The organism is Amycolatopsis sp. NPDC047767 (genome assembly GCF_040704195.1).
Taxonomy (GTDB): Bacteria; Actinomycetota; Actinomycetes; order Mycobacteriales; family Pseudonocardiaceae; genus Amycolatopsis.
Genome location: NZ_JBEYSJ010000041.1, coordinates 22,419 through 47,073 on the forward strand (window position 1 = coordinate 22,419; position 24,655 = coordinate 47,073).

The 24,655-nt window shown below is 70.2% G+C and carries 23 protein-coding genes; 17 read left to right on the forward strand and 6 right to left on the reverse strand.

Translation table 11 applies throughout. The features are described 5' to 3' along the window. The first annotated feature begins 125 nt into the window (after positions 1-125). The 12 genes from AB0878_RS42695 to dnaB all read left to right on the forward strand — a co-directional run bounded on the left by AB0878_RS42695 (position 126) and on the right by dnaB (position 9,958). The gene (locus tag AB0878_RS42695) at positions 126-1,055 is read left to right on the forward strand and encodes a hypothetical protein (protein ID WP_366587711.1); all 930 of its coding nucleotides are present in this window, start codon (positions 126-128) and stop codon (positions 1,053-1,055) included. Between the two features lie 85 nt (positions 1,056-1,140). Continuing rightward, entirely contained in the window at positions 1,141-2,043 is a 903-nt protein-coding gene (locus AB0878_RS42700; RefSeq protein ID WP_366587715.1) for a hypothetical protein, read from the forward strand. Between the two features lie 92 nt (positions 2,044-2,135). Further along, positions 2,136-2,462: a 30S ribosomal protein S6 gene (gene rpsF, locus AB0878_RS42705; RefSeq protein WP_220245346.1), complete on the forward strand. Its 327-nt coding sequence runs from the start codon at positions 2,136-2,138 to the stop codon at positions 2,460-2,462. Between the two features lie 17 nt (positions 2,463-2,479). Continuing rightward, positions 2,480-2,995 (forward strand): single-stranded DNA-binding protein, encoded by a 516-nt coding sequence (locus tag AB0878_RS42710; RefSeq protein ID WP_366587717.1) that lies wholly within the window; start codon positions 2,480-2,482, stop codon positions 2,993-2,995. Between the two features lie 43 nt (positions 2,996-3,038). Beyond that, entirely contained in the window at positions 3,039-3,287 is a 249-nt protein-coding gene (rpsR, locus tag AB0878_RS42715) for a 30S ribosomal protein S18 (RefSeq protein ID WP_003098744.1), read from the forward strand. Positions 3,288-3,298: 11 nt separating this feature from the next. After that, positions 3,299-3,760, forward strand: a complete 462-nt coding sequence (gene rplI / locus AB0878_RS42720; RefSeq protein WP_220245348.1) for a 50S ribosomal protein L9 — start codon at positions 3,299-3,301, stop codon at positions 3,758-3,760. A 147-nt stretch (positions 3,761-3,907) separates the two neighbouring features. Further along, complete coding sequence (locus tag AB0878_RS42725) at positions 3,908-4,489, forward strand: DUF3558 domain-containing protein (RefSeq protein ID WP_366587720.1); 582 nt, start codon at positions 3,908-3,910, stop codon at positions 4,487-4,489. A gap of 157 nt (positions 4,490-4,646) precedes the next feature. Then, positions 4,647-5,009 (forward strand): hypothetical protein, encoded by a 363-nt coding sequence (locus AB0878_RS42730; protein WP_366587722.1) that lies wholly within the window; start codon positions 4,647-4,649, stop codon positions 5,007-5,009. A gap of 7 nt (positions 5,010-5,016) precedes the next feature. Continuing rightward, complete coding sequence (locus tag AB0878_RS42735) at positions 5,017-5,613, forward strand: DUF3558 domain-containing protein (RefSeq protein WP_366587724.1); 597 nt, start codon at positions 5,017-5,019, stop codon at positions 5,611-5,613. A 42-nt stretch (positions 5,614-5,655) separates the two neighbouring features. Next, positions 5,656-7,038 (forward strand): hypothetical protein, encoded by a 1,383-nt coding sequence (locus AB0878_RS42740; RefSeq protein ID WP_366587727.1) that lies wholly within the window; start codon positions 5,656-5,658, stop codon positions 7,036-7,038. Further along, positions 7,035-7,853 (forward strand): ESX secretion-associated protein EspG, encoded by an 819-nt coding sequence (locus AB0878_RS42745; protein WP_366587730.1) that lies wholly within the window; start codon positions 7,035-7,037, stop codon positions 7,851-7,853. Before AB0878_RS42740 ends, AB0878_RS42745 begins: the two co-directional genes overlap by 4 nt. 701 nt (positions 7,854-8,554) lie before the next feature. Then, complete coding sequence (gene dnaB / locus AB0878_RS42750; protein ID WP_366587732.1) at positions 8,555-9,958, forward strand: replicative DNA helicase; 1,404 nt, start codon at positions 8,555-8,557, stop codon at positions 9,956-9,958. A gap of 87 nt (positions 9,959-10,045) precedes the next feature. Here dnaB and AB0878_RS42755 read toward each other — a convergent pair whose 3' ends face one another. After that, complete coding sequence (locus AB0878_RS42755) at positions 10,046-10,357, reverse strand: hypothetical protein (RefSeq protein WP_366587734.1); 312 nt, start codon at positions 10,355-10,357, stop codon at positions 10,046-10,048. Between the two features lie 954 nt (positions 10,358-11,311). Between AB0878_RS42755 and AB0878_RS42760 the strand changes: the two genes are divergently transcribed. Further along, the gene (locus tag AB0878_RS42760; RefSeq protein WP_366587736.1) at positions 11,312-12,079 is read left to right on the forward strand and encodes a class III extradiol ring-cleavage dioxygenase; all 768 of its coding nucleotides are present in this window, start codon (positions 11,312-11,314) and stop codon (positions 12,077-12,079) included. A 64-nt stretch (positions 12,080-12,143) separates the two neighbouring features. On the opposite strand, the gene AB0878_RS42765 is transcribed toward AB0878_RS42760, so the two are convergent. Continuing rightward, positions 12,144-15,317, reverse strand: coding sequence for a PE-PGRS family protein (locus AB0878_RS42765; RefSeq protein WP_366587738.1), 3,174 nt, complete (start codon positions 15,315-15,317; stop codon positions 12,144-12,146). Between the two features lie 220 nt (positions 15,318-15,537). Next, positions 15,538-16,602: a hypothetical protein gene (locus AB0878_RS42770; RefSeq protein ID WP_366587740.1), complete on the reverse strand. Its 1,065-nt coding sequence runs from the start codon at positions 16,600-16,602 to the stop codon at positions 15,538-15,540. Positions 16,603-16,940: 338 nt separating this feature from the next. Here AB0878_RS42770 and AB0878_RS42775 point away from each other — a divergent pair, with 338 nt between their 5' ends. From AB0878_RS42775 to AB0878_RS42785, 3 genes are read left to right on the forward strand one after another with little or no spacing between them, the layout of a single operon-like run. Next, the gene (locus AB0878_RS42775; RefSeq protein ID WP_366587742.1) at positions 16,941-18,152 is read left to right on the forward strand and encodes an AI-2E family transporter; all 1,212 of its coding nucleotides are present in this window, start codon (positions 16,941-16,943) and stop codon (positions 18,150-18,152) included. Next, positions 18,149-19,306, forward strand: coding sequence for a DUF5931 domain-containing protein (locus tag AB0878_RS42780; RefSeq protein WP_366587744.1), 1,158 nt, complete (start codon positions 18,149-18,151; stop codon positions 19,304-19,306). The genes AB0878_RS42775 and AB0878_RS42780 overlap by 4 nt, the downstream gene beginning before the upstream one ends. Beyond that, positions 19,303-19,953 (forward strand): response regulator transcription factor, encoded by a 651-nt coding sequence (locus AB0878_RS42785; RefSeq protein ID WP_366587746.1) that lies wholly within the window; start codon positions 19,303-19,305, stop codon positions 19,951-19,953. Before AB0878_RS42780 ends, AB0878_RS42785 begins: the two co-directional genes overlap by 4 nt. Before the next feature lie 3 nt (positions 19,954-19,956). Here AB0878_RS42785 and AB0878_RS42790 read toward each other — a convergent pair whose 3' ends face one another. Next, positions 19,957-20,940, reverse strand: a complete 984-nt coding sequence (locus AB0878_RS42790; RefSeq protein WP_366587748.1) for a hypothetical protein — start codon at positions 20,938-20,940, stop codon at positions 19,957-19,959. A 141-nt stretch (positions 20,941-21,081) separates the two neighbouring features. Between AB0878_RS42790 and AB0878_RS42795 the strand changes: the two genes are divergently transcribed. Beyond that, positions 21,082-21,735 carry a DUF1707 domain-containing protein gene (locus tag AB0878_RS42795; RefSeq protein WP_366587750.1) on the forward strand — a complete coding sequence of 218 codons (654 nt, stop codon included), beginning with the start codon at positions 21,082-21,084 and terminating at the stop codon, positions 21,733-21,735. A 59-nt stretch (positions 21,736-21,794) separates the two neighbouring features. Here the strand turns inward: AB0878_RS42795 and ptsP are convergent, their stop codons facing one another. Beyond that, complete coding sequence (gene ptsP, locus AB0878_RS42800) at positions 21,795-23,441, reverse strand: phosphoenolpyruvate--protein phosphotransferase (protein ID WP_366587752.1); 1,647 nt, start codon at positions 23,439-23,441, stop codon at positions 21,795-21,797. Positions 23,442-23,628: 187 nt separating this feature from the next. Continuing rightward, on the reverse strand, positions 23,629-24,501 hold the full coding sequence (locus AB0878_RS42805; protein ID WP_366587754.1) for a ribokinase: 873 nt from the start codon (positions 24,499-24,501) through the stop codon (positions 23,629-23,631). Between the last annotated feature and the right edge of the window lie 154 nt (positions 24,502-24,655).

Genomic DNA, 24,655 nt, shown 5'->3' on the forward strand with positions numbered 1-24,655 from the left:
ACACGGGCCGTGACGCCCGCTTCCACCCGAATGCCTGACATCGGTGGCTGAGCGGGCGTCACCCGTTCCCGTTACCGTCGTTGTCCAGGGGAGACAGGTTCGGACCGGACTCGGCGGAGGGCTCGATGGCCAGGCAGCACCGCACACGCAGGGCCACCGCGGTGGGAGCCGCCGCCTTCGTGCTGGCCGGCTCGGCCGCGCTCGCGGCGCCGACGACGGCATCCGCCTCGGAGACGCTGACCACGCCGTGCGGCTCCACGATCACCGCGAAACCGGGTGACAAGGTCAAGGCGACCACGCCGTTGCTGGGGATCCCGCTCGACCTCGGGGTGGTCGGCCAGGTGTCCGGCGTGCTGACCGGGACCGTGAACGCGCTGCTCGGCACCGTCTGCAAGGTCACCGTGAACGTGGTCGACACCGTCGTCGCGCCGGTGCCCGTGGTCGGCGCACCGGCCGCGGGAGCCCTGAACAAGACCGTCTCGGGGACCACGAACACCCTTCAACAGGGCGTCGACTCCACGCAGCGCGCGCTGACGGGCGGGGCGCCCGCGCAGCAGAACCCCGGCAGCCCGCAGCAGCCGCCGGCGACCGGTCCCGGCGCGCCGCAGGGCGGCACACCCGCCGGCCAGACGCCGATCCCGCCGCCGAACAGCCCGTTGCTGCCGCTCTCGGGCGGTGGCGGCGGTCTCGCGTCGCTGTTCCCGGGCTTCGCGAACTTCTCGAACCTGCCGTTCAGCACCGGGTACGCGCCGATGCGCGACTACAGCGACATCCCGATGGCGATGGCCGGGCTGTTCTCGCCGTCGCCCGCGCTGCGCTACGGCAGCCAGATCCCGGGGTACGCGCCGCAGTACGGCCTCTCGAACCCGGGCCAGCCGTCGGCCGGCAACGCGAGCGTCCAGAACGCGGGCGAGGCGCAGGCGTTACCGCCCACCGGGGACAACCACACGAACGGGTTGGACTGGCCCGTACTGGTGGCAGTTCTTGCACTCTCCGGAGTCAGCGCGGGGCTGGTTCGCACCTGGGTGCTCCGCCGAATGGCCGCTGCGAGTTAGGCCGACTCACCAGTATCTTTTCGGGGTCTCCTTCGTTTTATCCGTTGCGATGGTCGACGCCCATAGACCCTGGAGGACTGCGCTCGTGCCGAAGAACCCCACCTGGCTGAGAACCCGGCGTGCACTGAGCGTCACCGCGCTGGCCGCCCTGGTGACCGGCGGCGCGTTCCTCGGTTCGGGCACCGCTTCGGCGGCCACGACCCTGGCCAACCAGTGCACGGGCTCGGTCAGCGGCAGCATGGGCGACACGGTCGCGTTGCCGGGCTCCTCCGTCAGCGCGCTGGCGAAGCAGGCTGCCGCGTCGAAATCCCAGACGCTGCTCGGACTCATCTCGTGGAACGGCGTGAACCCCGATGGCGTGGCCAACGCGCTATCCGCGAAGACACTCACCGTCGGCACCGTGCCCAGCTCGTCGGGCGGCACCATCGACGGTAAGAGCATCGGCAACGCCGTCGGGCAGGCGCTGCAGGGCAACGCCGCACTTGGTTACAGCGCCGACACGAAGAAGCAGGTCCTCGACGCGATCACCACCTCCGTCGCGTCGAACTGCGGCCTGACCACGCTGGCCACGAACTACACGCCGCCGACCTCTTCGTCGACGCCGCCGAGCAGCAGCTCGCCGTCGACCTCGCCCTCGACCTCGCCGGGCTCGGACGGCGGCCCGCTCGCGAACCTGATCCCCGGGTCCACGGGCACCGCCCCGCAGCGCGACTACAACGGCATCCCGACCGCGACGCCCGGCACCGCCATCGCCCCCGGCATCCGCTACCCGGCCAACGGCACGCTGCCCGGCTCGGCCGCGCCCGTGACCGGCGGCCAGGACACGCAGAGCCAGGGCCCGGACGTGCGCAACGCCGGCAACGCCGAAGCTCTGGCGACGTCGGGCGGCGCGTCCGACATCCAGCTGCCGATGCTGCTCGCGGTGATCGTGCTGGCGGGCGTGACGGCCGGGCTGGTGCGCACCTGGGCGCTGCGCCGGGCCTCCTGACGGGACTGTCGGTACCCCCAGGTACTCTTACCTGGACAAACCCTCCTGCCACGGACAGTCCGTGGCCGCGAGCCCATAGGAGGTGAGTGGTTGTGTCACGCCATTACGAGGTAATGGTCATCCTGGACCCCACGCTCGACGAGCGCACGGTCGCCCCCACGCTGGACAACTTCCTCAACGTGATCCGCACTTCGGGCGGAAGCGTCGAGAAGGTCGACGTCTGGGGCCGCCGTCGCCTGGCGTACGAGATCAAGAAGCACGCCGAGGGCATCTACGCGCTGCTCGACCTGAACTCCGACTCCGACGCGGTCAAGGAACTCGACCGTCAGCTGTCGCTGCAGGAGACCGTGCTGCGCACCAAGGTCATGCGCCGCGAGGTCAAGCGCGCCGCGGCCAAGCCCGTCGCCGCCAAGGCCTGAGCCGAAGGGACGTCCCCGTGGCTGGAGACACCGTCATCACGGTGATCGGAAACCTGACCTCCGACCCGGAACTGCGTTTCACCCCGTCCGGCGCGGCGGTCGCGAACTTCACGGTCGCGTCCACCCCGCGCACCCTCGACCGCCAGTCGGGCGAGTGGAAGGACGGCGAGGCGCTGTTCCTGCGCTGCAACATCTGGCGCCAGGCGGCGGAGAACGTCGCCGAGTCGCTCACCCGCGGCGCCCGTGTGGTCGTGCAGGGCCGGCTCAAGCAGCGGTCCTTCGAGACCAAGGAAGGCGAGAAGCGCACCGTCGTCGAGCTCGAGGTCGACGAGATCGGGCCCTCGCTGCGGTACGCCACGGCGAAGGTCAACAAGGTCAGCCGCGGTGGCGGCGGCGGTGACTTCGGCGGCGGCGGTGGCGGTGGCAACCGCGGAGGCGGCGGTGGCGGCGGCATGCCGGCCGACGACCCGTGGGGCTCCGCCCCGCCCGCGGGCGGAGGCGGCGGCGGTTTCGCCGACGAACCCCCGTTCTGATCTCGCACTTTTACACCTCAAGATTTGAATCCAGGAGAACACAGTGGCCAAGCCACCCATCCGTAAGCCCAAGAAGAAGGTCTGCGTTTTCTGCAAGGCCGAGAAGAAGGGCCGCCCGGAACTGATCGACTACAAGGACACCAACCTGCTGCGGAAGTACATCTCCGACCGCGGCAAGATCCGTGCCCGTCGCGTCACCGGCAACTGCAGCCAGCACCAGCGTGACATCGCCATCGCGGTGAAGAACTCGCGCGAGATGGCGCTGCTGCCCTACACCTCGACCGCTCGCTGAGGAGGCTCGTCATGGCGAAGATCATTCTCACCACCGACGTGGCGAACCTCGGTGGCCCCGGCGACATCGTCGAGGTCAAGGACGGTTACGCCCGCAACTACCTGCTGCCCCGCGGCTACGCCATCGTGGCCAGCAAGGGCGCCGAGAAGAACGTGCGCACCATCCAGCGCGCGCAGGAGTCCCGGCGCATCCGCGACCTCGACCACGCCAAGGAAATCAAGGCGACCCTCGAGGGCCTCGGCGCCATCCAGCTGACGGGCAAGGCGGCGGAGGGCTCGAAGAAGCTCTTCGGCTCCATCACCGCCGGCGAGATCGTCGACGCGATCAAGGCCCAGGGCGGCCCGCTCCTCGACAAGCGCGTCCTGGACCTCCGCGACCACATCAAGACGGTCGGCAAGCACTCCGTCAACGCCCGCCTCCACCCCGACGTGAAGGTCGACGTCCGCCTCGAAGTCAAGGCGACTTCGGTCTGACGGTTTGGTTCTGACGAAGCGCCCCTCGGGTCCCAACCCGAGGGGCGCTTCTCTTTTGGGTGACTGACGCTGCGCACCGCGACAGGTTGATCTCTCTGCATTAGCCTCGCCGCTGATCTTGGTCCGTGGCACAGGGGAGATCCACGCATGCCGCACCGCGCCATCCGCGTCGTCGCCGTCGGCGCCGCGCTCAGCCTCCTCACCGCGTGCGGGGCGGAAGCCGCGAAACCCACGCCGCCGCAGAGCTCGAGTCCGCCGAGTACCGCCTCGAGCCCGAAGGTCCCCGCACCCCTGCCGACGACGGACCTGCTCAACGATCCCTGCAACGTCCTCAACGCTGCCGAAACCGCGCAGATCGGCCTCGCCTACCCGGGCCGCACCGTGCAGGAGACGCTGCGCAGCTGCGCATGGACCTCGTCGGGGAGCAAACAGAACTTCGTCCACATCACGGCTCTTCCGCAGAACGATCACGGAATCAGCGACATCTATGACATGAAGGCGCAGCAAGCCTATTTCGAACCGACTTCGATAGAGGGTTACCCAGCGGTATTCGCGGACACTCAGGACGGCCGTTCCTCCGGCACCTGCACGTTGTGGGTCGGCGTCACCAATCAGCTCGCCGCGTCGGTCATCCCGCAGATCGGCACGGGCCGAAACAAGACCAACCCGTGCGGCGTCGCCCAGCAGGTCGCGACGGTGATGATCAAGCACCTCAAAGCGCCGGCGTAACCCGCCTGGAACCGCTGGTCCAGGCCACCACAAGATCGATTTCGACCGGCTCCCGAACTCGCCTGAACCCGAGCGGGAACCAACGGCCGTGCGTTACCATCCAACCTGCTGATCTCGCCGTTTGGGGAGCGAGAGGTAGCCCAAGGGGGTAACGCCGATGTCCGAGATTCCACCGACTCCTCCGATCAAGGTGGGCAGTTACGGGGCTGCCGGCGGATATCAGTTCGACGAGGACGAGATCGACTCGGTCATCAAGCAGTGGCAGGACCTGCACGATCACCTGGGAGACGACCTCGTCGAGGCGCAGAAAATCGCCTACGTCAAGCCTCCGGCCGACGAGTTCGCCAGCCACGACTTCGTCGACAAGGGTGCGAACCCCTCCGGATACACGCTGCTCGACCAGCACCAGCGCATGGTCGACTACGTTGCTGCTTTCATCACCGCGCTGACCGCCGCGAAGAACAAGATCACGGTCCACGAACAGCAACAACGCGACAATCTCGACAAGACTGGAGCCTGAGCCCCGCATGCTGCCCCGCACCATTCGCCTCACCGCTGCAACGATCGTCGCGCTCGGCCTGCTGACCGCTTGCAGCGGGGAAACCAGCGGCTCTGCAGATCCCTCCGCGTCTCCGAGCTCAAGTGGCGCGTCGAGCGGCGGGGCGGGTCCCAAGGTTCCCGCCCCGCTGCCCACCGATGACCTGCTGAACAACCCCTGCAATGTCCTGAACGCGGACGAGGCAGCCAAGGAAGGCTTCATTTATCCGGGGCGAACGGTCAATGAGTCTTCCGTCAGTTGCTCGTTCAAATCCACGGGCAACCCGTTGAACTCCGTCAGCATCGGTGCGCTGCCCCAGAACAAGAACGGGATCAGCGACATCTACGACCAGAAGGCGCAATCCGCGTACTTCGAACCGGTGACAGTGAACGGCTATCCCGGCGTGCTCGCCGATGCTCACGACGGCAGGCCGTCCGGCAACTGCCAGCTTTGGCTCGGTGTCACCGACCAGCTCGCCGTTTCGATCGTCCCGCAGATTTCAGCGGGCCAACACAAGGCCGACCCGTGCGGTTTCGCACAAGAGGTCGCCGGCGTGGTGGTCGACCATCTCAAGGCGGCGGCGTGATCACCACGCCGCCAGTATTTGGCTCGGAAGGAGTGGCTCATCATGGGGAATGACGCCAACACCATGGGCAAGGAAGTCAAGGGGATGGCGATCGGCGCCGGATACGGCGCCGTGATCGGTTCCGTCGTGCCCGGGGTCGGCACAGCCGTCGGTGCCGGCGTCGGGGCGGTCGTCGGTGGCCTGGTCGGCATCTTCAGTGGCGGGCCCGAAGCTCAGCAGCAGTCGGCCAACGTGGGCGGCAGGTCGATCGACGCATACACGATCTACCAGAGGATCCACGCAGGCGACCCGACCTCGCTCAACACCGGTGTCAGTGGCGCTGTAAACCTTCAGAAGATTCACAGCGGCCGAGTCACCGAAATCGACAACCTGAACAACAAGATGGACGCCGCCTGGCAGGGCGGCGGTGCGACGGCCGCTCAAGCCGGAGCGCACCCGCTCGGTCTCTGGTTGCAGGATTCGGTCAACAACCTCGGCAAGAGCCACACATACCTCAACACGCAGGTCGAATGCTTCGGCACCGTCAAGTCGAAGGTGCAGGACATCCCGAAGGACCCACCGTCGGCTGGCTTCCTCGACGGTGTCAACCCATTCAGCGACAAAGACGACGAGATCAACTCGTACAACAACAACGCGAAAGCGAACGTCGACGCGTACAACAGCTACTACAGCGCGTCAGGGGCGAACGCACAGGGCTTGCCGCAGTACAGCGCTTGGCAGGGCAACAACCTGTCGAACCCTGGAGGCCCGAACGTGCCGGGCGGCCCCGGTGGTGGCGGCAAGATCCCGAGCATGAGCGGCGGCCCCGGCGGGGGTGGCACCAGCAGCTTCAACCCCGCGAACATGCCCAAGTTCGACGCGAAGCCGACCGACTTCTCGACCAGCCACAGCGGCATCAACGACCCGAACAACCCCAACAACACCGGCATCCCGACCGGGACCTACAACCCCACGGGCTCGGACAGCACCACGGCACAGGGCTTTACACCGTCGTCGTTCGATTCGAGCGGGTTCGGGCCGGGCGGTGCCGGGGGCGGGTTCGGGCCGGGAGGTGGTTTCGGCGCAGGCGCAGGCGCCGGCGGTGGCAGCGGGTTCGGTGGTGGCGGCGCCGGTTCGGGTGCCGTCGCCGGGTTCGGACCCGGTGCGTTCGGCGGCGGCTTCGGCCCCGGGGGCGCGGCCTCCGGGGCGGCGGCCGGGCTCGGCGCTGGTGAAGGCGCGGCCGGCGCAGGCATGCGTGGCGGTGCCATGGGAGGCGCGGCCGGGAAGGCCGGCGCGTCCGGGATGGGCGGCATGGGTGCGGGCGGCGCCAAGGGCGGCAAGGGCACCGAGGACGAGGAGCACCAGACCAAGTACCTCGTCGAAGAAGATGCCAACGAGCTGTTCGGCACCGACGAGCTGACCGCGCCACCCGTGATCGGTGAATGAGGCCCAACGACGTGATCACCCTTGATCAACCGAACAAGTTCACCCTCCCGACGCTGTTCAACCTGATCAAGCGCCGGGGCGGTGAGCCGCACCAGGTCATCGCGGACATGCCGGTCTTCCTGGACCCGGACGCCGAGCGGACGATCGACCAGGACGTGAACAAGGTCCTGACCGAGATCGGGCTGATGGGTCCGCGAGGGATGGACCGTGACCTGCTGGCGCTCATCGAGTCGATCTGCCACCCGCAGCTCGAGTACTACGGGTGGTTCGACGGGCAGTTCGAAGACGGCAGCCCCTCGAACTACGCCGTGCTCGTCGGGAGCGGGAACGGCGGGGGCTTCGCGCTGCTCCGGGTCATCGGCGATCAGACGGTGACCGTGGTGCGCCAGCGGCCCGATCTGTTGCTCCCGACGTTCCTGGACCTCATGCCGGCCGGCCAGGGCGCGCAGGGGCAGCCGCTGGTGACCAGTAAGTCCGAGTTCGAGAGTGGCCACGCGGCGGGGTCGGAGGACGTGTCGCAGCGTTCGATCATGCAGACGGGGCCCGGGCGGAACGAGGCGCTCGCGCCGCTGAAGGAGATTCAGCGGATTCTCAAGGCGCCGCGGACCGGGGCGGGGTCGTTGTACGTCGCGGCGCGGTCGAGTGGGGGGCGGCGCCGGCGGATTCCGAAGCCGATCAACTTCGTGGACACCGCCGAGGGGCGGTGGCTGATGGAGGAGCGGCCCGGGCGGGACGACTCGCTGGTCGTGTTCACGCCGGGGACGCCGAAGGCGATCGGGGATCGGTTGCGGACCGCACAGAGCGCGTTGGGCTGACCCGTTAGAGCGCTACTCCGGGTGGGGTTTCGAGCGCGGCACGTTCAGGTTGCCGCCAGGTGAACCCCACCCGGTTTTTGTATTGCGGGCGGCCTACCAGCGTGTTCTCACTCAGCGGTTACTCAGAGCACCGAATTCCCGGTACGCGACCGGTGTGGCCACTCGTTCAGCCCACCGGGTCACGCCTCTACGCTCCGTAGCATTCATCCACAGGCAGGTGTGCACGCGCCCGGACGACACGCCGAACGACGCGCCGCGCGCGACACGCCGGACGAGTTTCGACAAAGTTCTCCACAGTCTCTACACAGGCCTTGACCTGGGGATTTCGTGAAGGTGATCAGGACTGTCCCCAACTTGTCCACAGCGTGGCGGCTACCTGTGACTGGTTACCTCCAGTCGTCCACAAGTTATCCACAGGACGGTCAACACCCGGAATTGCGCTCGTCCGTCCGGGGGATCTAGCGTCCCCTCTCGGCCAGCACTCACGGTGGCGCCCGGCGTGGTAGATCATCGGCGAGGGGGACGCCGGTCCATCATCAAGGAGGGCCCGGCGGTTGGGCTGGGAAAGTCGGAGAAGATCCGGCATAATCGAACAGGTGTTCGCACGAGGAGGGCTCGCGCGGCGCCGTTCGACACAAGACGTGACGAGTGTCAGGGGATGACCGCGGCTTTGCCCGCCGGTCGAGGAGGTGTCCGGGGCGGTGGCGCTCACCGACGACCGCGGTCCGATGTACGACTCGGACTCCGATCCGGGCCCGAGTGACCCGGGGCCCGGGTTCGACCGGCAGCCGCCGCAGGACATGGCGGCGGAGCAGTCGGTGCTGGGCGGCATGCTGCTGTCGAAGGACGCGATCGCCGACGTGATCGAGGCGCTCGGGCCCGGCGACTTCTACCGGCCCGCGCACCAGGCCGTGTACGACTGCATCCTCGATCTCTACGGCCGCGGCGAACCCGCAGACCCGATCACGGTGTCGGCGGAGCTGGAGCGCCGCGGCGAGCTCGGCCGCGTCGGCGGGGCGCCGTACCTGCACACGCTCATCGCGACCGTCCCCACCGCGGCCAACGCCGGCTACTACGCCGAGATCGTCGCCGAGAAGGCGGTGCTGCGCCGGCTCGTGGAGGCGGGCACGCGCATCGTACAGTACGGCTACGGCGCGGCGGCCGCCGACGGCGCGAACATCGACGAGGTCGTCGACCGCGCGCAGGCCGCGATCTACGACGTCACCGAGCGCCGCACCAGCGAGGACTACGTCGCGCTCGAAGACCTCCTGCAGCCGACCATGGACGAGATCGACGCCATCGCGTCGCGCGGCGGCCAGTCGCAGGGCATCCCGACCGGGTTCGCCGACTTCGACGAGCTCACCAACGGCCTGCACCCCGGCCAGATGATCATCGTCGCCGCCCGCCCCGGTGTCGGTAAGTCGACACTGGGCCTGGACTTCGTGCGGTCAGCGTCGATCCGCCACGGCCTGACCAGCGTCATCTTCTCGCTGGAAATGAGCCGCACCGAGATCGTGATGCGCATGCTCTCGGCCGAGGCCAAGATCCGCCTCGCCGACATGCGCGGTGGCAAGATGTCCGACGACGACTGGACCCGCCTGGCCCGCCGCATGAGCGAGGTCTCCGAGGCACCGCTGTTCGTCGACGACTCGCCGAACATGACGATGATGGAGATCCGCGCGAAGGCCCGCCGGCTCAAGCAGCGCCACGACCTCAAGCTCGTGGTCGTCGACTACCTCCAGCTGATGACCTCGGGCAAGCGCGTCGAGTCGCGGCAGCAGGAAGTCTCGGAGTTCTCGCGGCAGCTCAAGCTGCTCGCGAAGGAGATCGAAGTGCCGGTCATCGCGATCTCGCAGCTCAACCGTGGTCCGGAACAGCGCACCGACAAGAAGCCGATGCTGTCCGACCTCCGTGAGTCGGGCTCCCTGGAGCAGGACGCCGACATCGTCATCCTCATCAACCGCCCCGATGCCTGGGAACGCGACGACCCCCGCGCCGGCGAAGCCGACCTGATCCTGGCGAAGCACCGCGCCGGCCCGACGAGCACGATCGTCGTCGCGCACCAGCTGCACTACAGCCGCTTCGCCGACCTCGCCCACGACTAGCCGGGGCGCCAGGCGGCCATCGCGGCGTACTCGGCCCGCAGCACCGGCGGCAGAGTCGCCGCGGCGGCTTGTTCGGACGCGGGCAGGTTAGGTGAACGTCTCCACGAAGCCGACCGCGATGGCGTTCTCGACCTGGGGATCGGCCTTGAACTCGGCGTCCAGCACGGCCGCGACGGCGCCGGCCTGCGCGAACTGCTCGGGGTCGACGTCGCGGCGACGCCAGGCGGCGAGGTACCAGACGCCGAGAGCGTCGAAGTACATGGTCGGCAGCAGTTCGTCGTGGTCGCCGAGCTGCTGGTCCATCAGGGCCGCCGCGTGCGGCGCCGCCGCGGCGACGACCTGGGCCACGCGGATCAGCTCGGAGGACGCGAAGGCGCCCGCGGGGCCGGAGTCGTCCATGTCGATCATCTTGCCACTTGTGGTCGGTGACCGATGGCTTCGTAGTTCGTGATGAAGCTCGTCAACAGGCGAGCGAACGTCTCCCGATCCTCAGCACTCCACTCCGACATCGCCTCCGCGAAGGCAGTCCGGCGGAACGTGCACAGCGCATCCAGCCGGGCACGCCCACCTGTCCTGCCCGCCCGACCGCGCCCCGAACAGACCCCCGCCCTCCTCGGGGGGACGGCCCCGCTCCAGTTTATCGAGGTCAGGCGCCTGAAAACGACCCGCGGGAAATCTGTGGACAACTGGCGCCACGGGGGACCAGCTGTGGACAACCCGACGGACGACGGATCAGCTTCCGACAACCGGTGAATGAAGCACCGATCGTGGACAACCGGTGCGACAGGGATCGGTGGCGGCCAGCCAGCGAGCGAACCGGTCATGGACAACCGGTGCGACAGGGACCGGTCGCACAACCGGCGAGCCAACGAACCGGTGATGGAGAACTGGCGAGACGGGGGACCTGTCGCGGACAACCGGTGCGACAGAGAACCAGTCGTGGACAACCGGCGAGCCAACGAGCCGGTCATGGACAACCGGTGAGGCAATGCACCGGTCCTCGACAACCGGCGAGCCAACGAGCCGGTCATGGACAACCGGCGCGACATCGACCGGTCACGGACAACCGGCGAGGCACCGAACAGGTCTGCGGACAACTGGTGAAGCAAAACACCAGTCCTCGACAACCGGCGAGACAAGGGACCAGCCGTGGATGAATCCGGCCGGCCGAACGCGCAGCTTGCCGCGCCAGCAGGAAGGTTCCCGCAACACACGCCGCTAACCAAACGCCCGCCGCGTCGCAGGGTGGGGAGGGTGCGGGACCGATGAAAACCCCACGCAACCGGAAATATCGCCGACCCTCGCAGCGTCGAGTACTCTAGTAGTTGAAGTTTCAAACACTTGGAGGCACGCATGTCCCGCACCCCGGTTCTCTACCTCAGCCACGGTGCGCCGCCGCTGGCGGATGACGCGCGGTGGACGCGGCAGCTCGCCGGTTGGTCCGCGGACCTGCCGAAGCCCCAGGCGATCCTCGTCGTCTCGGCGCACTGGGAGGAGGCGCCGCTGACGCTCGGGGCGACCGAGACCGTGCCCCTCGTGTACGACTTCTGGGGGTTCCCCGACCGCTTCTACCAGGTGAAATACGCCGCACCCGGCGCGCCGGAGCTGGCGGCGAAGGTGCGGAAGCTGCTGAAGTCCACCACCCCCGTGCACGACGCGCCGGACCGCGGACTCGACCACGGCGCGTACGTGCCGCTCGTCGAGATGTACCCCGACGCCGACGTCCCCGTGCTGCAGGTCTCCATGCCGTCGCTCGACCCGCAGGAGCTGTTCGACCTGGGCCGCAAGCTCGCGCCGCTGCGGGACGAAGGCGTGCTGATCATCGGCAGCGGCTTCTTCACCCACAACCTCAGCGCCATGCGCGAGACCGACGGCACCGACGGCACGCCGCCGCGGTGGTCCACCGAGTTCGACCACTGGGGCGACGAGGTCATCAACCGGGGCGACGTCGACGCGCTGCTCGACTTCCAGCACAAGGCCCCGGCCGCCGCCGTCGCGCACCCGCGCATCGAGCACTTCGCGCCGCTGTTCGTCACGCTCGGCGCGAGCGAGACGACCGGCCGCACCGTGATCGACGGGTTCTGGCACGGCCTCGCTAAGCGTTCGCTCGAATTTTCCTGACGCACCAACAAAACGGGCCCGGAAGCTGGCTGCTTCCGGGCCCGTTTCGGGTTCAGCTACATGCTCACTTCTTGAAGAAGCCGGTCACCTTCGCGGCCAGCTGCTGGATCATCGCCAGGGGCGAGGAGTCCATGCCCGACAGCGCCGGGACCTGAGCCACGGGCAGCGCCGGGACGGCGGGCAGCGCGGGCAGAGCCGGCAGACCCGCGGTCGGCAGCGCCGGGACACCCGACGTCGGCAGCGTGGCGGGCACGCCCGGCAGAGCCGGCAGCGCCGTCACGGCGGGGAGCTGCTGCAGCGTCGGCAGGTTCGCCTTCACCGGGAGCTGGGCGGGCAGCGCCGGCAGAGCCGGAGCGTCCGCGCGCTCGCCACCGAAGGGCAGACCCGGCAGGTGCACACCGTTGCCCAGGCCCGACACGGTCGGCAGGGAGGTGGCGCCCTTGAGCTGGCCCAGCTCGTTCAGGGCCGAGAGCCCGCTGACCGGCAGGTCGGCGCGCTCGGCACCCGGCAGCATCGCCATGGCGGGCAGACCCGGGAGAGCACCGGCGTCCGGCAGGGCCGGCAGCGCGCCGGCGTCCGGCAGGGCGGGCAGACCCGGCAGCGCGGGCAGGCCCGGCGTGGCGCCGGAGGTCGGGAGCGACGCCAGAGCCGGCAGCGCCGGCAGCTGAGCGGCACCGAGCTCGTTGCCGAGCGGGGTGTCGATCGACGGCTCGGACACGACGGTGTTGTCGGTGCCCTCCGCGGTCGCGGTGCCCAGCAGCTCCAGCGGGACGCCGAAGACCGGGACGTTGACCGGCAGGTGGTGGTAGAAGTTGTAGCCCGAGAGCGCACTTCCGTCACCGTCGGTGGTGGGGTTGCCGCCGTTGGTCGCGGTGATGTTGTTGTCACCGGTCGCGTGGGCGACACCGGCCGCGGAAACGGCGTTGGTCACCACGTGCGGGACCGCGCTGACGGGGATGTCGAGGATGTTGCCCGAAACCGAGCCCTCGAGACCCGACGTGGTGTCGTCACCGGCAGCGGTCACGTCCTGCGTGTTCATGCTGTCGGCCGAGGACACGCCCGCCGCGGACACCGAGTCCGCCACGACCGGGACGGCCGCCAGCGGGTCGGCACCGATGACGTTGCCCGCCACCGCGCCCGCGTTGCCGTTGGTCAGCGAGGAGCCGCCCGCGGTCGACGCGACGTCGTTCGAACCGGCCGCGTGGCCCAGCGCCGCACCCGCGACACCGGTGCCCGACGGGTTCACCGCACCGGCGATCGGCGCCTTGATGATGTTGCCGGCGATGCCGCCGCCCTTGCCGTCGGTGAGCGCGTTGCCACCGGCGGTCGAGTCCGTCAGGTTGTCGGCCTGCGCGGTGCCGATGCCGGCCACCGCGCCGCCGATCCCGTGGCCCTGGACGGGCAGCGAGACCGGGGCTTCGATGATGTTGCCCGCGCCAGCACCGCCGGTGCCCTTCGCGTGCGTGTCCCAGCCGGCACCCGAGGTGGTGTCGCCGGACGCGTTGCCGTGGCCCTGGCCCACGAACGCGGCGCCGATGCCGAAGACCTGCACCGGGGCCGACACCGGGGCGGTGCCGAGGTTCGAGCTCAGGAAGCCGTTGTCGTCGTCGGTGTTGCCACCGCCGCCGCCCTGGACGACCTTGGTCTCGTGCGCGTCGGCCGAGCCCTGGCCGATGAACGAGCCGCCCACGCCGAAGACCTCGGCGGGCACGCCCACCGGGACCTGGACGACGTTGCCCGAGCCCGAGGAGTCGTTGCCCTGGCTGCCGTCGTAGCCACCGGCCGTGACGGTCTTGGTCTCGTTCGACGTGCCGGAGGCGTTGCCGATGTGGCTGCCGCCGATGCCGTGCACCTCGGGAGCGCCCGCCACCTGGCTGTTGACGACGTTGCCGCCCAGCACGGTGTCGTTGCCGCGGGTGTAGCTGCCGTTGCCGGCGTTGGCGTCGGTGGTGTTGTCGCACGCGGCGTGCGCGTTGCCGATGTAGGTGCCGCCGACACCGCACACCTCGACGGGGAGGGCCACGGCCGGGTCGACCACGTTGCCCGCGCCCGCGGCCTGCTGGCCCGAGGTCTTGACGAAGCCGCCGGAGTCGACGGTGCTCGAGTGCGAGCTGCCGACCGAACGCTCGGGCGACATGCCCGTGGTCGCGTTGCCGATCCACGAACCCGCCACGCTCGCGACGTTCGCGATCGGGCTGAGCTGCGCAGCCACGGCGTTGCCGCCGAGGAACGACTTGTCACCGTCGGTCTCGAGGTAGGTCGGCGTGCCGGCCAGGCTGCCCGGCCGCTTGTCGCCCGCCTTCGCGTCGGCCGAGGAGGAGGACGACGCGTCGGCGTCCGAGCCCCACACGCCACCGGCGTTGCCGTTGAACTTCACCGGCAGGGCGATGGGCGCGCCCACCACGTTGCCGGTGCCCGCGCCGCCCTTGCCGTCGGTCAGCGCGGAGCCGCCCGAGGTGGCCGTGGTGTCGGCGGTGTACTGGCTGTAGCCGTTGCCCAGGATCCAGGACGCGGCGTTGCCGGTCACCTGCACCGGGGTGGCGAACTGGCCGGCGACGACGTTGCCGGACAGGCCGGAGCCCTTGCCGGTGGTGTCGATGTTGCCGGTCTCGGTGGTGCTCTGGCTGGCCGAGCCGCCGTGCACCGCGCCGGAGCCGCCCGCGAGGCCGACGCCGTTGCCGGCCAGCTGCACGGGGAGCGCCCAGTCGAGGGCGACGACGTTGCCCGCGAGCCCGGAGTTCTTGCCGGAGGTCGCGATGTCCTGGTTGTGCGAGTAGGTCTGCTCGTGCGACTTGCCGTCGACGTTCGCGTCACCCAGCACACCGACGGCGTTGTCGACGATCTGGATCGGCACGACGAGGTCGCCGGAGACCTTGTTGCCCTTGAGGGCGTCGTGGGTCGGCGTCAGCTGCCGCGGCGCGTCGGCCTTCGGCAGGCTGTCCGTCAGGTTGCTCGCCGCACCGCCGGGGCTCTTCGCCGAAGCGAGAGCGTCCTTCACGGCGGAGGTGACGGGCTTGGTGCTGACCTCACCCTGGTAACCAGGAACGTCCACCTGACCCAGCGGGGTGCCGATGGCGTTGTTGTCGACGTCGACCGGAACGGTGACGTTGAGGTCGAGCGGGGAGGCCGGGGTGTCAGGGTTGACGTTTTCGTCGGCCGAGGCGATGCCGGTGCCCAGCATCAACAACCCACCCGTGACCAACGCGGTCTGGAGTCCGCGCTTTGCCCAGGTCTGCATGGGGTTTTTCTCCTTCATTTCGGGTTCCCTTGCGGGCTTGTGGAGGTGCGCTTTTCGCCGTGATCAATTGAGGGAAAGCGCACCAGAGGGGTGGTGCGGTGCGAGCGCGGAAAAGGGCGCATCGCGAGAAAACCCGCGGGGTTCAGTCGGTGACGCGAAGCCGGCACGACGAAGGTGCCCGAGCTTCAGGACGCGTCAGCGACCCCGCGGGTGAGGTGAATCAGTCAGGAGTGACGCCGGGCTGCTCGCCCGGGCTGAGCGGCGTGTGCCGCACACCGGCGCGGGTCGAACCCGCCACGGCGTTGTCGACGGCAGCGGTGACCCACGAGGGGACGCCGAAGTTGAGGCCGTCGAGGTGACCACCGGGGGCGGTGTTGTTCCCGCCGCCGGGGACAGTCGGGATGGAGGGGGGCGCCATCGGGAGCTGCGCCGGGGAGAACGGGTCGGGCAGGTTGCGGTGGTCGCCACGCGAAGACGTGTCGACGCTGTCGCCTGCTGCCGCGAGGTCCTCGTGCGCGGAGCGGGAGAAGATCGCCCGCAGCGCGTCGGAGGTGGAAACCGCTGCGGCGCCGAGGTTCTGCGCCGTGTCACCGGTGGTGCCGGTGGCGGCCGAGACGGGAGCGGCCGGCTCGACGGGCGAACCCGGGAGCTCGGGGAGGTCGACCAGCGACCCGGTGTGGCTCGGGTCGAGCAGGTCCCACACCTTGCGGCCGAAGTCCTGCGCCTCGGGCGACGGGGCCGTGGCCTCGTCGATCACGCGGCGGGTGTCCTCGGGCTTGCGGGCGATGTGCTCGATCGCGCCGAGCGTGCGCGCCGCGGGGTGCAGCACGGCGTCTTCACCGAGGTCGGTCACGGCGTCGCTGACGCGCCCGGACACCTCGTGGTCGGCCGTGGTGCGCACCTGGTCGCGGTGCGGGCCACCGATGTGGTCGCGCGGGTCGAGCGAGCAGATCGGCCGGTCGTGGCCCGGCTCGGACCACGTGGTGGCGTCCTGCTCGCACGCGGAGACGTTCTGCACGGCGCCTGCGGCGGTACCGGCGACGTTGCCGGCGAACTGCGAGACGCCGCGCGTGACGTCGCCGAGATTGGCGACGGTCGCGTCGGTCACCGGCGTGACGCTGGCGCCGACCTCACCGGCCTGGATGGTGTCGGCCGAGGCAGCGGAGGAGGAGACGGCCCACGCGGCGGCGGTCGCGGCGACCGCGCCACCGAGGACGAACAGCGCACGCGACGCGAGACGGCCGACGCGCTTCGCGTCCCGCCCCTCGTTCGCCGCGTTCGTCACTCGTGCTTCTCCTCAACTCGAAACGTCTGGCTCGGGAAAAACTTTCGGGCTTTTGAGGTTCCCGCCGGCTTTCTCGGAATCGCGGAAATTGCGTTCCTCGTCGCCGGGTGTGCGACCGAGAAAACCAGGAGTCACACCCGTCACGCATCCTTGACACGACTTGATGCCACCATCGTGTGAACAACACAGAGTGTGGTCCGATCTCACGTTCGGTGATCACCACTGGCGGAGCGCGGTTACTCCACAGTCGGCTGTCAAGCGCCACTTCGGGCGAACCGACGGACGCCCCGCCGCGATTGCGCCCGGAAATGACGGGGTAGACCGATACGGTGGGCACCGTGAGCCAGTCACCAAGCGGACGGCGCGAGCAACCGTTCCTGCCCGAGAACAACGACGTCACCGGTCTAGTCCCGCGCGGACTCCGGGTGGCCGCTGCCCTGAGCTGGCGGTTCATCGTCGTGATCGCCGCGCTGTACGCGGTGATCTGGCTGATGGGGTACCTGTCGGCGGTGGTCATCCCGGTGTCGATCGCGCTGCTGCTTTCGGCGCTGCTCGCACCCGCCGTGGAGAAGCTCGTGCACGTCCGGTTCCCGCGGGGGCTGGCGACGGCGATCGTGCTGATCGCCGGGCTGGCCGTGCTGGGCGGGCTGCTCACGTTCGTGATCACGCAGTTCTCCAGCGGCCTGCCGCAGTTGCAGCAGCAGCTGAACAACAGCCTCACGCAGATCAAGGACTGGCTCACCAACGGGCCGATCCACCTGCGCCAGGAGCAGATCCAGGATTTCCTGAGCAACGCGATCGGCTTCATCCAGAACAACCAGGCCTCGCTCACGAACACCGCGCTGACCACGGCAGGCACCGTCGGCGAGATCCTCACCGGCTTCGTGCTCACGCTGTTCGTCACGATCTTCTTCCTGGCCGGCGGCAACCAGATCTGGTCGTTCCTCGTGCGCGGCGTCCCGGCTCGCGTACGCAAGCGCGTGGACGTGGCCGGCCGCCGCGGGTTCGCGTCGCTCGTCAGCTACATCCGCGCGACGGCCGCGGTGGCGGTGGTCGACGCCGTGGGCATCGGCATCGGGCTGTGGATCGTCGGCGTGCCCCTGGTGATCCCGCTGGCGACGCTGGTGTTCCTCGGCGCGTTCATCCCGATCATCGGTGCCGTGATCGCCGGCAGCGTCGCGGTGCTGATCGCCTTGGTCACCAAGGGATTCATCGGCGCGATCATCGTGCTGGCGATCGTGATCGGCGTGATGCAGCTGGAAAGCCACGTGCTGCAGCCGCTGCTGCTCGGGCGCGCGGTGCGGCTGCACCCGCTGGCCGTGGTGCTCGCGATCGCCACCGGCCTCGTCGCCGCGGGCATCGCCGGCGCGCTGCTGGCCGTGCCGCTGCTGGCCGTGCTCAACGCGGGCATCCGGTCGCTGCTCCACGAACACAATCCCGATCCCGAAGCCGTCGACGTGCTCCACGACCAGGCGGCACAACCCAACGACGCCGAACCGGGCTCCGACGAAGCCGAAGTGCCGACTCGGGGCGACGACGAGGAGAAGTGAGCACGCCGGTCACCCGCGACCCGGCGACGCCGCTGTGGCGTGGGGTCGTGCTGCTGCGGGTGGTCACCTGGGCGTTCGCGCTCGGCGTGGTGATCGCGCACCGCGGTGAGTTCCAGCGCGCGTGGCTGGCGTGGGCCGTCGTCGCGGCGATGGGCGTGTGGACGCTGGTGTCGGGCTTCGCGTACCTGCACGAAGGCGGCCGGCCGCGGTGGCTGGTGGTGCTCGACGTCGTGCTGACGACGGGGCTGATGTTGTTGTCGCCCTTCATCTTGTCGCCGACGCAGTACGCCGAGGCCGCGCCGCTGATCACCACCGTGTGGGCCGCGGTGGGACCGATCGCGGCGGCGACGCGTTTCGGCGCGGGCGGCGGGGTGCTGGCGGGACTCGTGGTCGCCGTCGGCACCGGCGTCGCGCGCGAACGGCTGGACCTCGATGTCTTCCGCGACGGCGTGCTGCTGTGCGCGAGCAGCATGCTGATCGGCATGGCGGCCACCACGGCACGGCGCTCGGCGGAGGCGCTCGCGCTGGCGTTGCGCACGGAAGCCGCGACGGCCGAACGGGAACGGCTCGCGCGCTCGATCCACGACAGCGTGCTGCAGGTCCTCGCTCGGGTGCGCCGGCGTGGCATGGAGGTGGGCGGCGAAGCAGCCGACCTGGCGCGGCTGGCGGGTGAGCAGGAGGTCGCGTTGCGCGCCTTGGTGACCACCGAGCCGTCGTGGGCGATCGCGAGCAACGGCACCGCGGACCTGCGTTCGGCGTTGCAGCTGCTGGCCACGCCGACGGTGCAAGTGGCGACGCCCGCGGGCACGGTCGACCTGCCCGCGCACCTGACTTCGGAACTGGTGGCCGTCACCCGCGAGGCACTGTCCAATGTGGAGAAGCACGCGGGTCCGGACGCCCGCGCGTGGGTGCTGCTGGAGGACCTGGGCGGCGAGGTCGTGGTGAGCATCCGCGACGACGGCCCGGGCATTCCCGAAGGCCGGCTGGCGCGCGCGGAGGCCGACGGGCACCTGGGTGTGGTGGAGTCCATCAGAGGCCGGGTGCGTGATCTCGGCGGCACCGCGGCCCTGGACAGCGCTCCGGGCCGCGGCACGGAGTGGGAGGTGCGCGTGCCGACCAAGGGCGGGCCCGACAAAACGAGGGGCGGACGATGACGATTTCCGTGATGGTGGTCGACGACCACCCGATCTGGCGCGACGGCGTCGCCCGCGATCTGGGTGAGAACGGCTTCGACGTCCGGGCCACGGCGCCCGACGCCCCCGCCGCCGTCCGCATCGCGCGCACGGTCCGCCCGGACGTCGTCCTCATGGACCTCAACCTCGACGGCACCTCCGGCGTCGACGCGACCCGCGAGATCACGACGGAACTGCCGGACACACGGGTGCTCGTGCTGTCGGCTTCCGGCGAGCACTCCGACGTGCTGGAGGCGGTGAAAGCCGGCGCCTCGGGTTACCTCGTGAAGTCGGCGTCCGTGACGGAGCTCGTGGACGCCGTCCGCCGCACGGCCGAGGGCGATCCCGTCTTCACCGCCGGTCTCGCCGGTCTGGTGCTGGGGGAGTACCGGCGGATGGCCGACGCGCCCCCCTCCGCCGAGCCGGCGCCGCCGCGGCTGACCGAACGCGAGACGGACGTGCTGCGGCTGGTCGCGAAGGGGCTGACCGCGCGCCAGATCGCGGAACGGCTGGTCCTTTCCCACCGGACGGTGGAGAACCACGTGCAGTCGACCCTGCGGAAGCTGCAGTTGCACAACCGCGTGGAGCTGGCGCGGTACGCGATCGAACACGGCCTCGACGAGGACTGATCGCTAGGAAGCGCTGACCGCGGCCGTCTGCAGGGCGCCGGTCAGCTTGGCCTTCCCGAGCCGCCACGCGGGTTCGCCGGGGTGCCAGGCGGCGACGACCCCGTCGTCGATGACCAGGTCGTCGTCATCGGTCCAGTCCAGCGACGACTGCTTGAGGTTGGGCGTGGTGTACGGCATCGACGGGGTCTGCAGCCAGGTGAGGTCGTTGAGGTCGAGCAGCCACAGGTCGCGCGTCTGGGCGCCGGTGCCGTGCCACGAGGGCGTGCCGAAGTCGACGGCGGCGACCGCGCCGTCGCGGCTGGGCACGATCAGGGGGCTGGCCTGGACCGCCGGCGGGCGCACGGCTTTGCGGGTGCCGTCGCGCAGGTCGACGACGGTGAGCTCCGTGAGGCCGCCGAGGATCAGCCGGTCGCCGGCCGCGGCGAGGATGCGCGGGGCCTGCTGCACGGTGCGGCCGGTGTCGGGGTCGATGAGGACGTCGACGGTTTCGGCGGTGCCGTTGTTCACGGTGATCAGCAGGCCTCGGGAGGTCTCCTGCCGCAGGATCGTGGTGCAGCTCGCCGTGTTGCCGCCGCCCAGCGCCGTGCCGGCGAGCGACACGTGCTCGAGCCGGCAGTTGTCCGGGCCGTCCTGGCGGATGACCCACACGCTCTTGGCGTCGGCGCCCGGCGCGACGCTCACCGCCTGGCCGAGCGGCGTGGCCACGCCCGCGTAGGCGTAGACGTCGAACGGCTGGCAGATCTGCTGGCACCGGGGCGAGGTGAGGATCACCGGGGTGTGGCCGACGCGCTGCACGGCGACGAGCCGGTCGCCGCCCGGCACGCCGGGCACCGTGCCTTTCGCACCGGTGTCGGCGTCGAACAGGGTCGGCGGCGAGGTGGCGAGCAGCAGCTCCACGCCGATGCCGCCCGTCGTCAGCGAGCCCGTGATTCCCGTCGGGGGCGGTCCGGTGGGTTCGACGGGTTCCGCGCGCTCGGTCGTCGGCACGGGGGCCGGGGTGGGGATCCCGCCCGTACACGCGGCCAGCAGCAAGCTCGTCGCAACGAGGGCGACGCCGGCGCGAAATACGGGTCTGTTCAGGGTTTTTCCCCGATCTGACGAGGGAAATACGGTTCTACCATCGTTTGCATGGCCGAGGAAGAGACGACCGGCGCGGAGACCGCGACCGAGACGAAGGCGTTGACCGCGCGCGACATCCGGGTGTCGGACGACGAGCGCGAACACGTCGTCGCCGTCCTGCAGAAGGCGATCGGGCTGGGAATGCTCAACCTCGACGAGTTCACGGAGCGCACCGACAAGGCGCTGGCGTCGCGTACGCGCGGCGAACTGAACGCCGTGCTCACCGATCTGCCGGGGCTGCTGCACCCGGCGGCCGCGCCGAGCTACCCGGCTTATCAGGCGCCGACCAGCACTTATGCGCCCGGTCAGCGGCTGGAGCTCAACGCGAAGTACTCGTCACTGCAGCGCGGCGGCCCGTGGCTGGTGCCGCCGGCGATGGTCGTGCGCAACAAGTACGGCAGCACGAAGCTGGACTTCACCGAGGCCCAGGTGTCGACGCCGGTCGTCGAGATCGAGCTGGACTCCAAGTGGGGTTCGGTCGAGATCATCATCCCGCCGCAGGCCGCGGTGGACTACAACTCGATCACCGAGATCAAGTTCGGCTCACTCGACGACAAGACCGGCAGCAACGGCCGCGCCGGCAACCCGCGCTACGTCATCACGGGCCGTATCCACGGAGGCTCGCTGGTCATCCGCAACCCTCGGCGGGGCTTTTTCGGCTGACCAGTGAAGCGGTGCCGGACCCGGTTTTCCATCCGTCGGCCGGGTCCGGCTCCGTCTTTTCAGTTCGCCGCCGCGCGCGCCGCGACCGGATCGACGCTGGCCAGGGCGTTGGTTGCTTTCACTTCCGCCTCGGCCAGCGTGACCGTGGCCAGCGACGCGCCGACGGCCCGCACGGCCGCCGCGTTCATCGACAGGCTCGTGAGGCCCAGGCCCGCGAGCACCACGGCGAGCCGCGGGTCTGCCGCCGCTTCGCCGCAGACGCCGGCGGGCTTGCCCGTCGCCTTCGCCGCGTCGCCGATCAGCTTGAGCAGCCGCAGCAACGCGGGCTGCCACGGATCGTTCAGCTTCGCGACGGCGCCGAGCTGGCGGTCGGCCGCGAACGTGTACTGGGCGAGGTCGTTCGTGCCCACCGAGACGAAGTCGACGACGTCCAGGATCTCCCGCGCGGACAGCGCCGCAGCCGGGATCTCGATCATCACGCCCGCGCGCTCGATGCCCGCCGCGCGCACGCGCTCGGCGAACCAGGCGGCTTCCTCGGCCGTCGCGACCATCGGGGCCATCACGGAGACGATGGCGCCCGAATCCTGGGCCGCGCCCGCGATGGCCTCGAGCTGGCGGTCGAGCACGTCGGGCCGGTCGAACGCCACGCGCAGGCCGCGCACGCCGAGGGCGGGGTTGGGCTCGTCGTCGGGGTTGAGGAAGGCGAGTGGCTTGTCGGCGCCGGCGTCGAGGGTCCGCACGATCACCGGCTTGCCGCCGAACGGCGCCAGCACCGCCGCGTACGCCTTGCGCTGCTCGTCGACGGACGGCTCCGCCGGGGCGTCGAGGAAGCTGAACTCGGTGCGGAACAGGCCGACGCCCTCCGCACCCGCGTCCGCGGCCGCCTGCGCGTCGGCCGGCGAGCCGACGTTGCCGTAGACCTTGACGACGTGCCCGTCCGCGGTCGCGCCCGTGCCGTTCCACTCGGCCGGCCCCTGCGCGACGGCGGCGACGACGGGCGCGTTCGGGTCGGCCGGTTGGACGAGGCCCGTGTCGCCGTCGACGGCCAGCGCCTCCGCGCCGAGGTCGAGGATCCCCCTCACGGCCACCACGGCCGGAATCCCGAGGGCGCGAGCGAGGATCGCCGTGTGACTCGTGGGCCCGCCCTCCTCGGTGACCAGGGCGAGCACCTTCGCCGGATCCAGCCCGGCGGTGTCGGCGGGCGCCAGGTCGCGGGCGACCAGCACGCTGGGCGCCGCCAACTCCGGCACCCCCGGCGGCGCGACGCCGAGCAACTCGGCCACCAGCCGGTCGCGCACGTCCCGCACGTCGCGCACCCGCTCGGCCATGTAGCCGCCGGCCGCGGCCAAGGCCTCGGCGAACCCCTCGGCGGCCTGGTAGACGGCGCGCGCCGCGGGCAGGTTCTGCGCCGTCACCAGCTGCCGCGCCTGCGTGGCCAACGCCGGGTCGGCCGCCATCGCGGCAGTCGTGATGAGGATCGTCGCCGCCTCACCCGTCGCACTCTCGGCCTGCGCCTCCAACCGCGCGGCAACCGCCTGCGCCGCAGGCTCGATCCGGGCGGCCTCCACGGCCGCATCAGCCGGCGCCGGCGTGCTCGCGGGCTCCCCCAACGGCTCGGCAACACGCACCACAGGACCGCTCGCACGCCCCGGACTCACCGCGACACCGCTCAGGGTCATGCCGGTGGCGGACTGGCTCTCAGACATGGTCTAGACCATAGCTCAGATGGCCGTGGATGGCTCGCGGCGTCGGCCTTGGCGTTGGCCACACTTGCCGGCGCTCCTGGCTCTGCTGCACCTTCGCCACCTCCTCACCTCGCTTCATCCCTGCGACGGTCGTCCCCTCACTCGCGCAAGGCAACCCCCGTCCTCCGGTTGTCAGCCCGCCCCTGGGTCATTCCAGATCGTCGAGCGTCGGGTAGGAGGGCTGTGCACCCGCGCGAGTCACGCTGAGTGCGGCCACGCGCGCGGCGCGGCGGGCGGCGTCGGGGAGGGTGGTGCCCTCGGCCAGGGAGGCGGCGAGGGCGCCGGCGAAGGCGTCGCCCGCGCCAGTGGTGTCGACGGCGGTGACGGGCGGCGAAGGGACTTCCGTGACGCCGTCAGGGGTCACCACAACGGCGCCCTTCGCGCCCAGGGTGACGACGGCGGCGCGCGGGCCCAGGTCGAGCAGCTTGCGGGGATCGGCGTCGGTCGAGCCGAGGAGGTAGGCGGCTTCGTGTTCGTTGACCAGCAGGACGTCGACCGCGGCCAGGGTCGAAGGGGACAACCGGGCGGCGGGTGAGAGGTTGAGCAGCACCTTCGCGCCGGCGTCGGACGCGCGTCGGACGGCGTGCTCCACGGTCGGCAGCGGGACTTCCAGCGACAGGACCACCACGGCGGCCCCGGCGAGAGCCTCGGGCGTGATGTCCGCGGGCGTCAACGCCGAGTTCGCGCCCGGTGAGACCAGGATCGAGTTCTCCCCGTCCGGGGTGACGGTGATGTACGCGATCCCGGTCGGGCGGTCGACGACGCGCAGAAACGCCGTCGAGACTCCCGCGCCCGCCAGGGAATCCCGCAACAACGCGCCGTACGGGTCCGATCCCACGGCGCCCAGCAGAGCCACATCCGCACCCAGCCGGCCCGCCGCGACGGCCGTGTTCGCGCCCTTGCCGCCCGGCGACAGGACGGTGTCGCCGCCCAGAACGGTCTCGCCGCCGGCCGGGCGGCGGTCGACGGGGACGACGAGGTCGGCGTTGGCGGAACCCACCACCAGCACGGCTGCGCACATGGTCGACACCTTGCCACGGGTGCGCCCGGGCACAGGTCACCCACCGTCCGTGCGCAAAAGTGAAGGTTTTTGTAACTTATCCGGCGCCCAGTGCGACAATCAGGCGAGCAGCGGCTGCCCGTCACTCGATCGGGGGATCCATGTCCCCCAGGCG

Bases quoted from the DNA above. Each gene is read 5' to 3' on its own strand.
- AB0878_RS42695 (WP_366587711.1), top strand. From the start codon at position 126: ATGGCCAGGCAGCACCGCACACGCAGGGCCACCGCGGTGGGAGCCGCC.
- rplI (WP_220245348.1), top strand. From the start codon at position 3,299: ATGGCGAAGATCATTCTCACCACCGACGTGGCGAACCTCGGTGGCCCC.
- AB0878_RS42725 (WP_366587720.1), top strand. From the start codon at position 3,908: ATGCCGCACCGCGCCATCCGCGTCGTCGCCGTCGGCGCCGCGCTCAGC.
- AB0878_RS42730 (WP_366587722.1), top strand. From the start codon at position 4,647: ATGTCCGAGATTCCACCGACTCCTCCGATCAAGGTGGGCAGTTACGGG.
- AB0878_RS42735 (WP_366587724.1), top strand. From the start codon at position 5,017: ATGCTGCCCCGCACCATTCGCCTCACCGCTGCAACGATCGTCGCGCTC.
- AB0878_RS42740 (WP_366587727.1), top strand. From the start codon at position 5,656: ATGGGGAATGACGCCAACACCATGGGCAAGGAAGTCAAGGGGATGGCG.
- AB0878_RS42745 (WP_366587730.1), top strand. From the start codon at position 7,035: ATGAGGCCCAACGACGTGATCACCCTTGATCAACCGAACAAGTTCACC.
- AB0878_RS42755 (WP_366587734.1), bottom strand. From the start codon at position 10,357: ATGGACGACTCCGGCCCCGCGGGCGCCTTCGCGTCCTCCGAGCTGATC.
- AB0878_RS42760 (WP_366587736.1), top strand. From the start codon at position 11,312: ATGTCCCGCACCCCGGTTCTCTACCTCAGCCACGGTGCGCCGCCGCTG.
- AB0878_RS42765 (WP_366587738.1), bottom strand. From the start codon at position 15,317: ATGCAGACCTGGGCAAAGCGCGGACTCCAGACCGCGTTGGTCACGGGT.
- AB0878_RS42785 (WP_366587746.1), top strand. From the start codon at position 19,303: ATGACGATTTCCGTGATGGTGGTCGACGACCACCCGATCTGGCGCGAC.
- AB0878_RS42795 (WP_366587750.1), top strand. From the start codon at position 21,082: ATGGCCGAGGAAGAGACGACCGGCGCGGAGACCGCGACCGAGACGAAG.
- ptsP (WP_366587752.1), bottom strand. From the start codon at position 23,441: ATGTCTGAGAGCCAGTCCGCCACCGGCATGACCCTGAGCGGTGTCGCG.
- AB0878_RS42805 (WP_366587754.1), bottom strand. From the start codon at position 24,501: ATGTGCGCAGCCGTGCTGGTGGTGGGTTCCGCCAACGCCGACCTCGTC.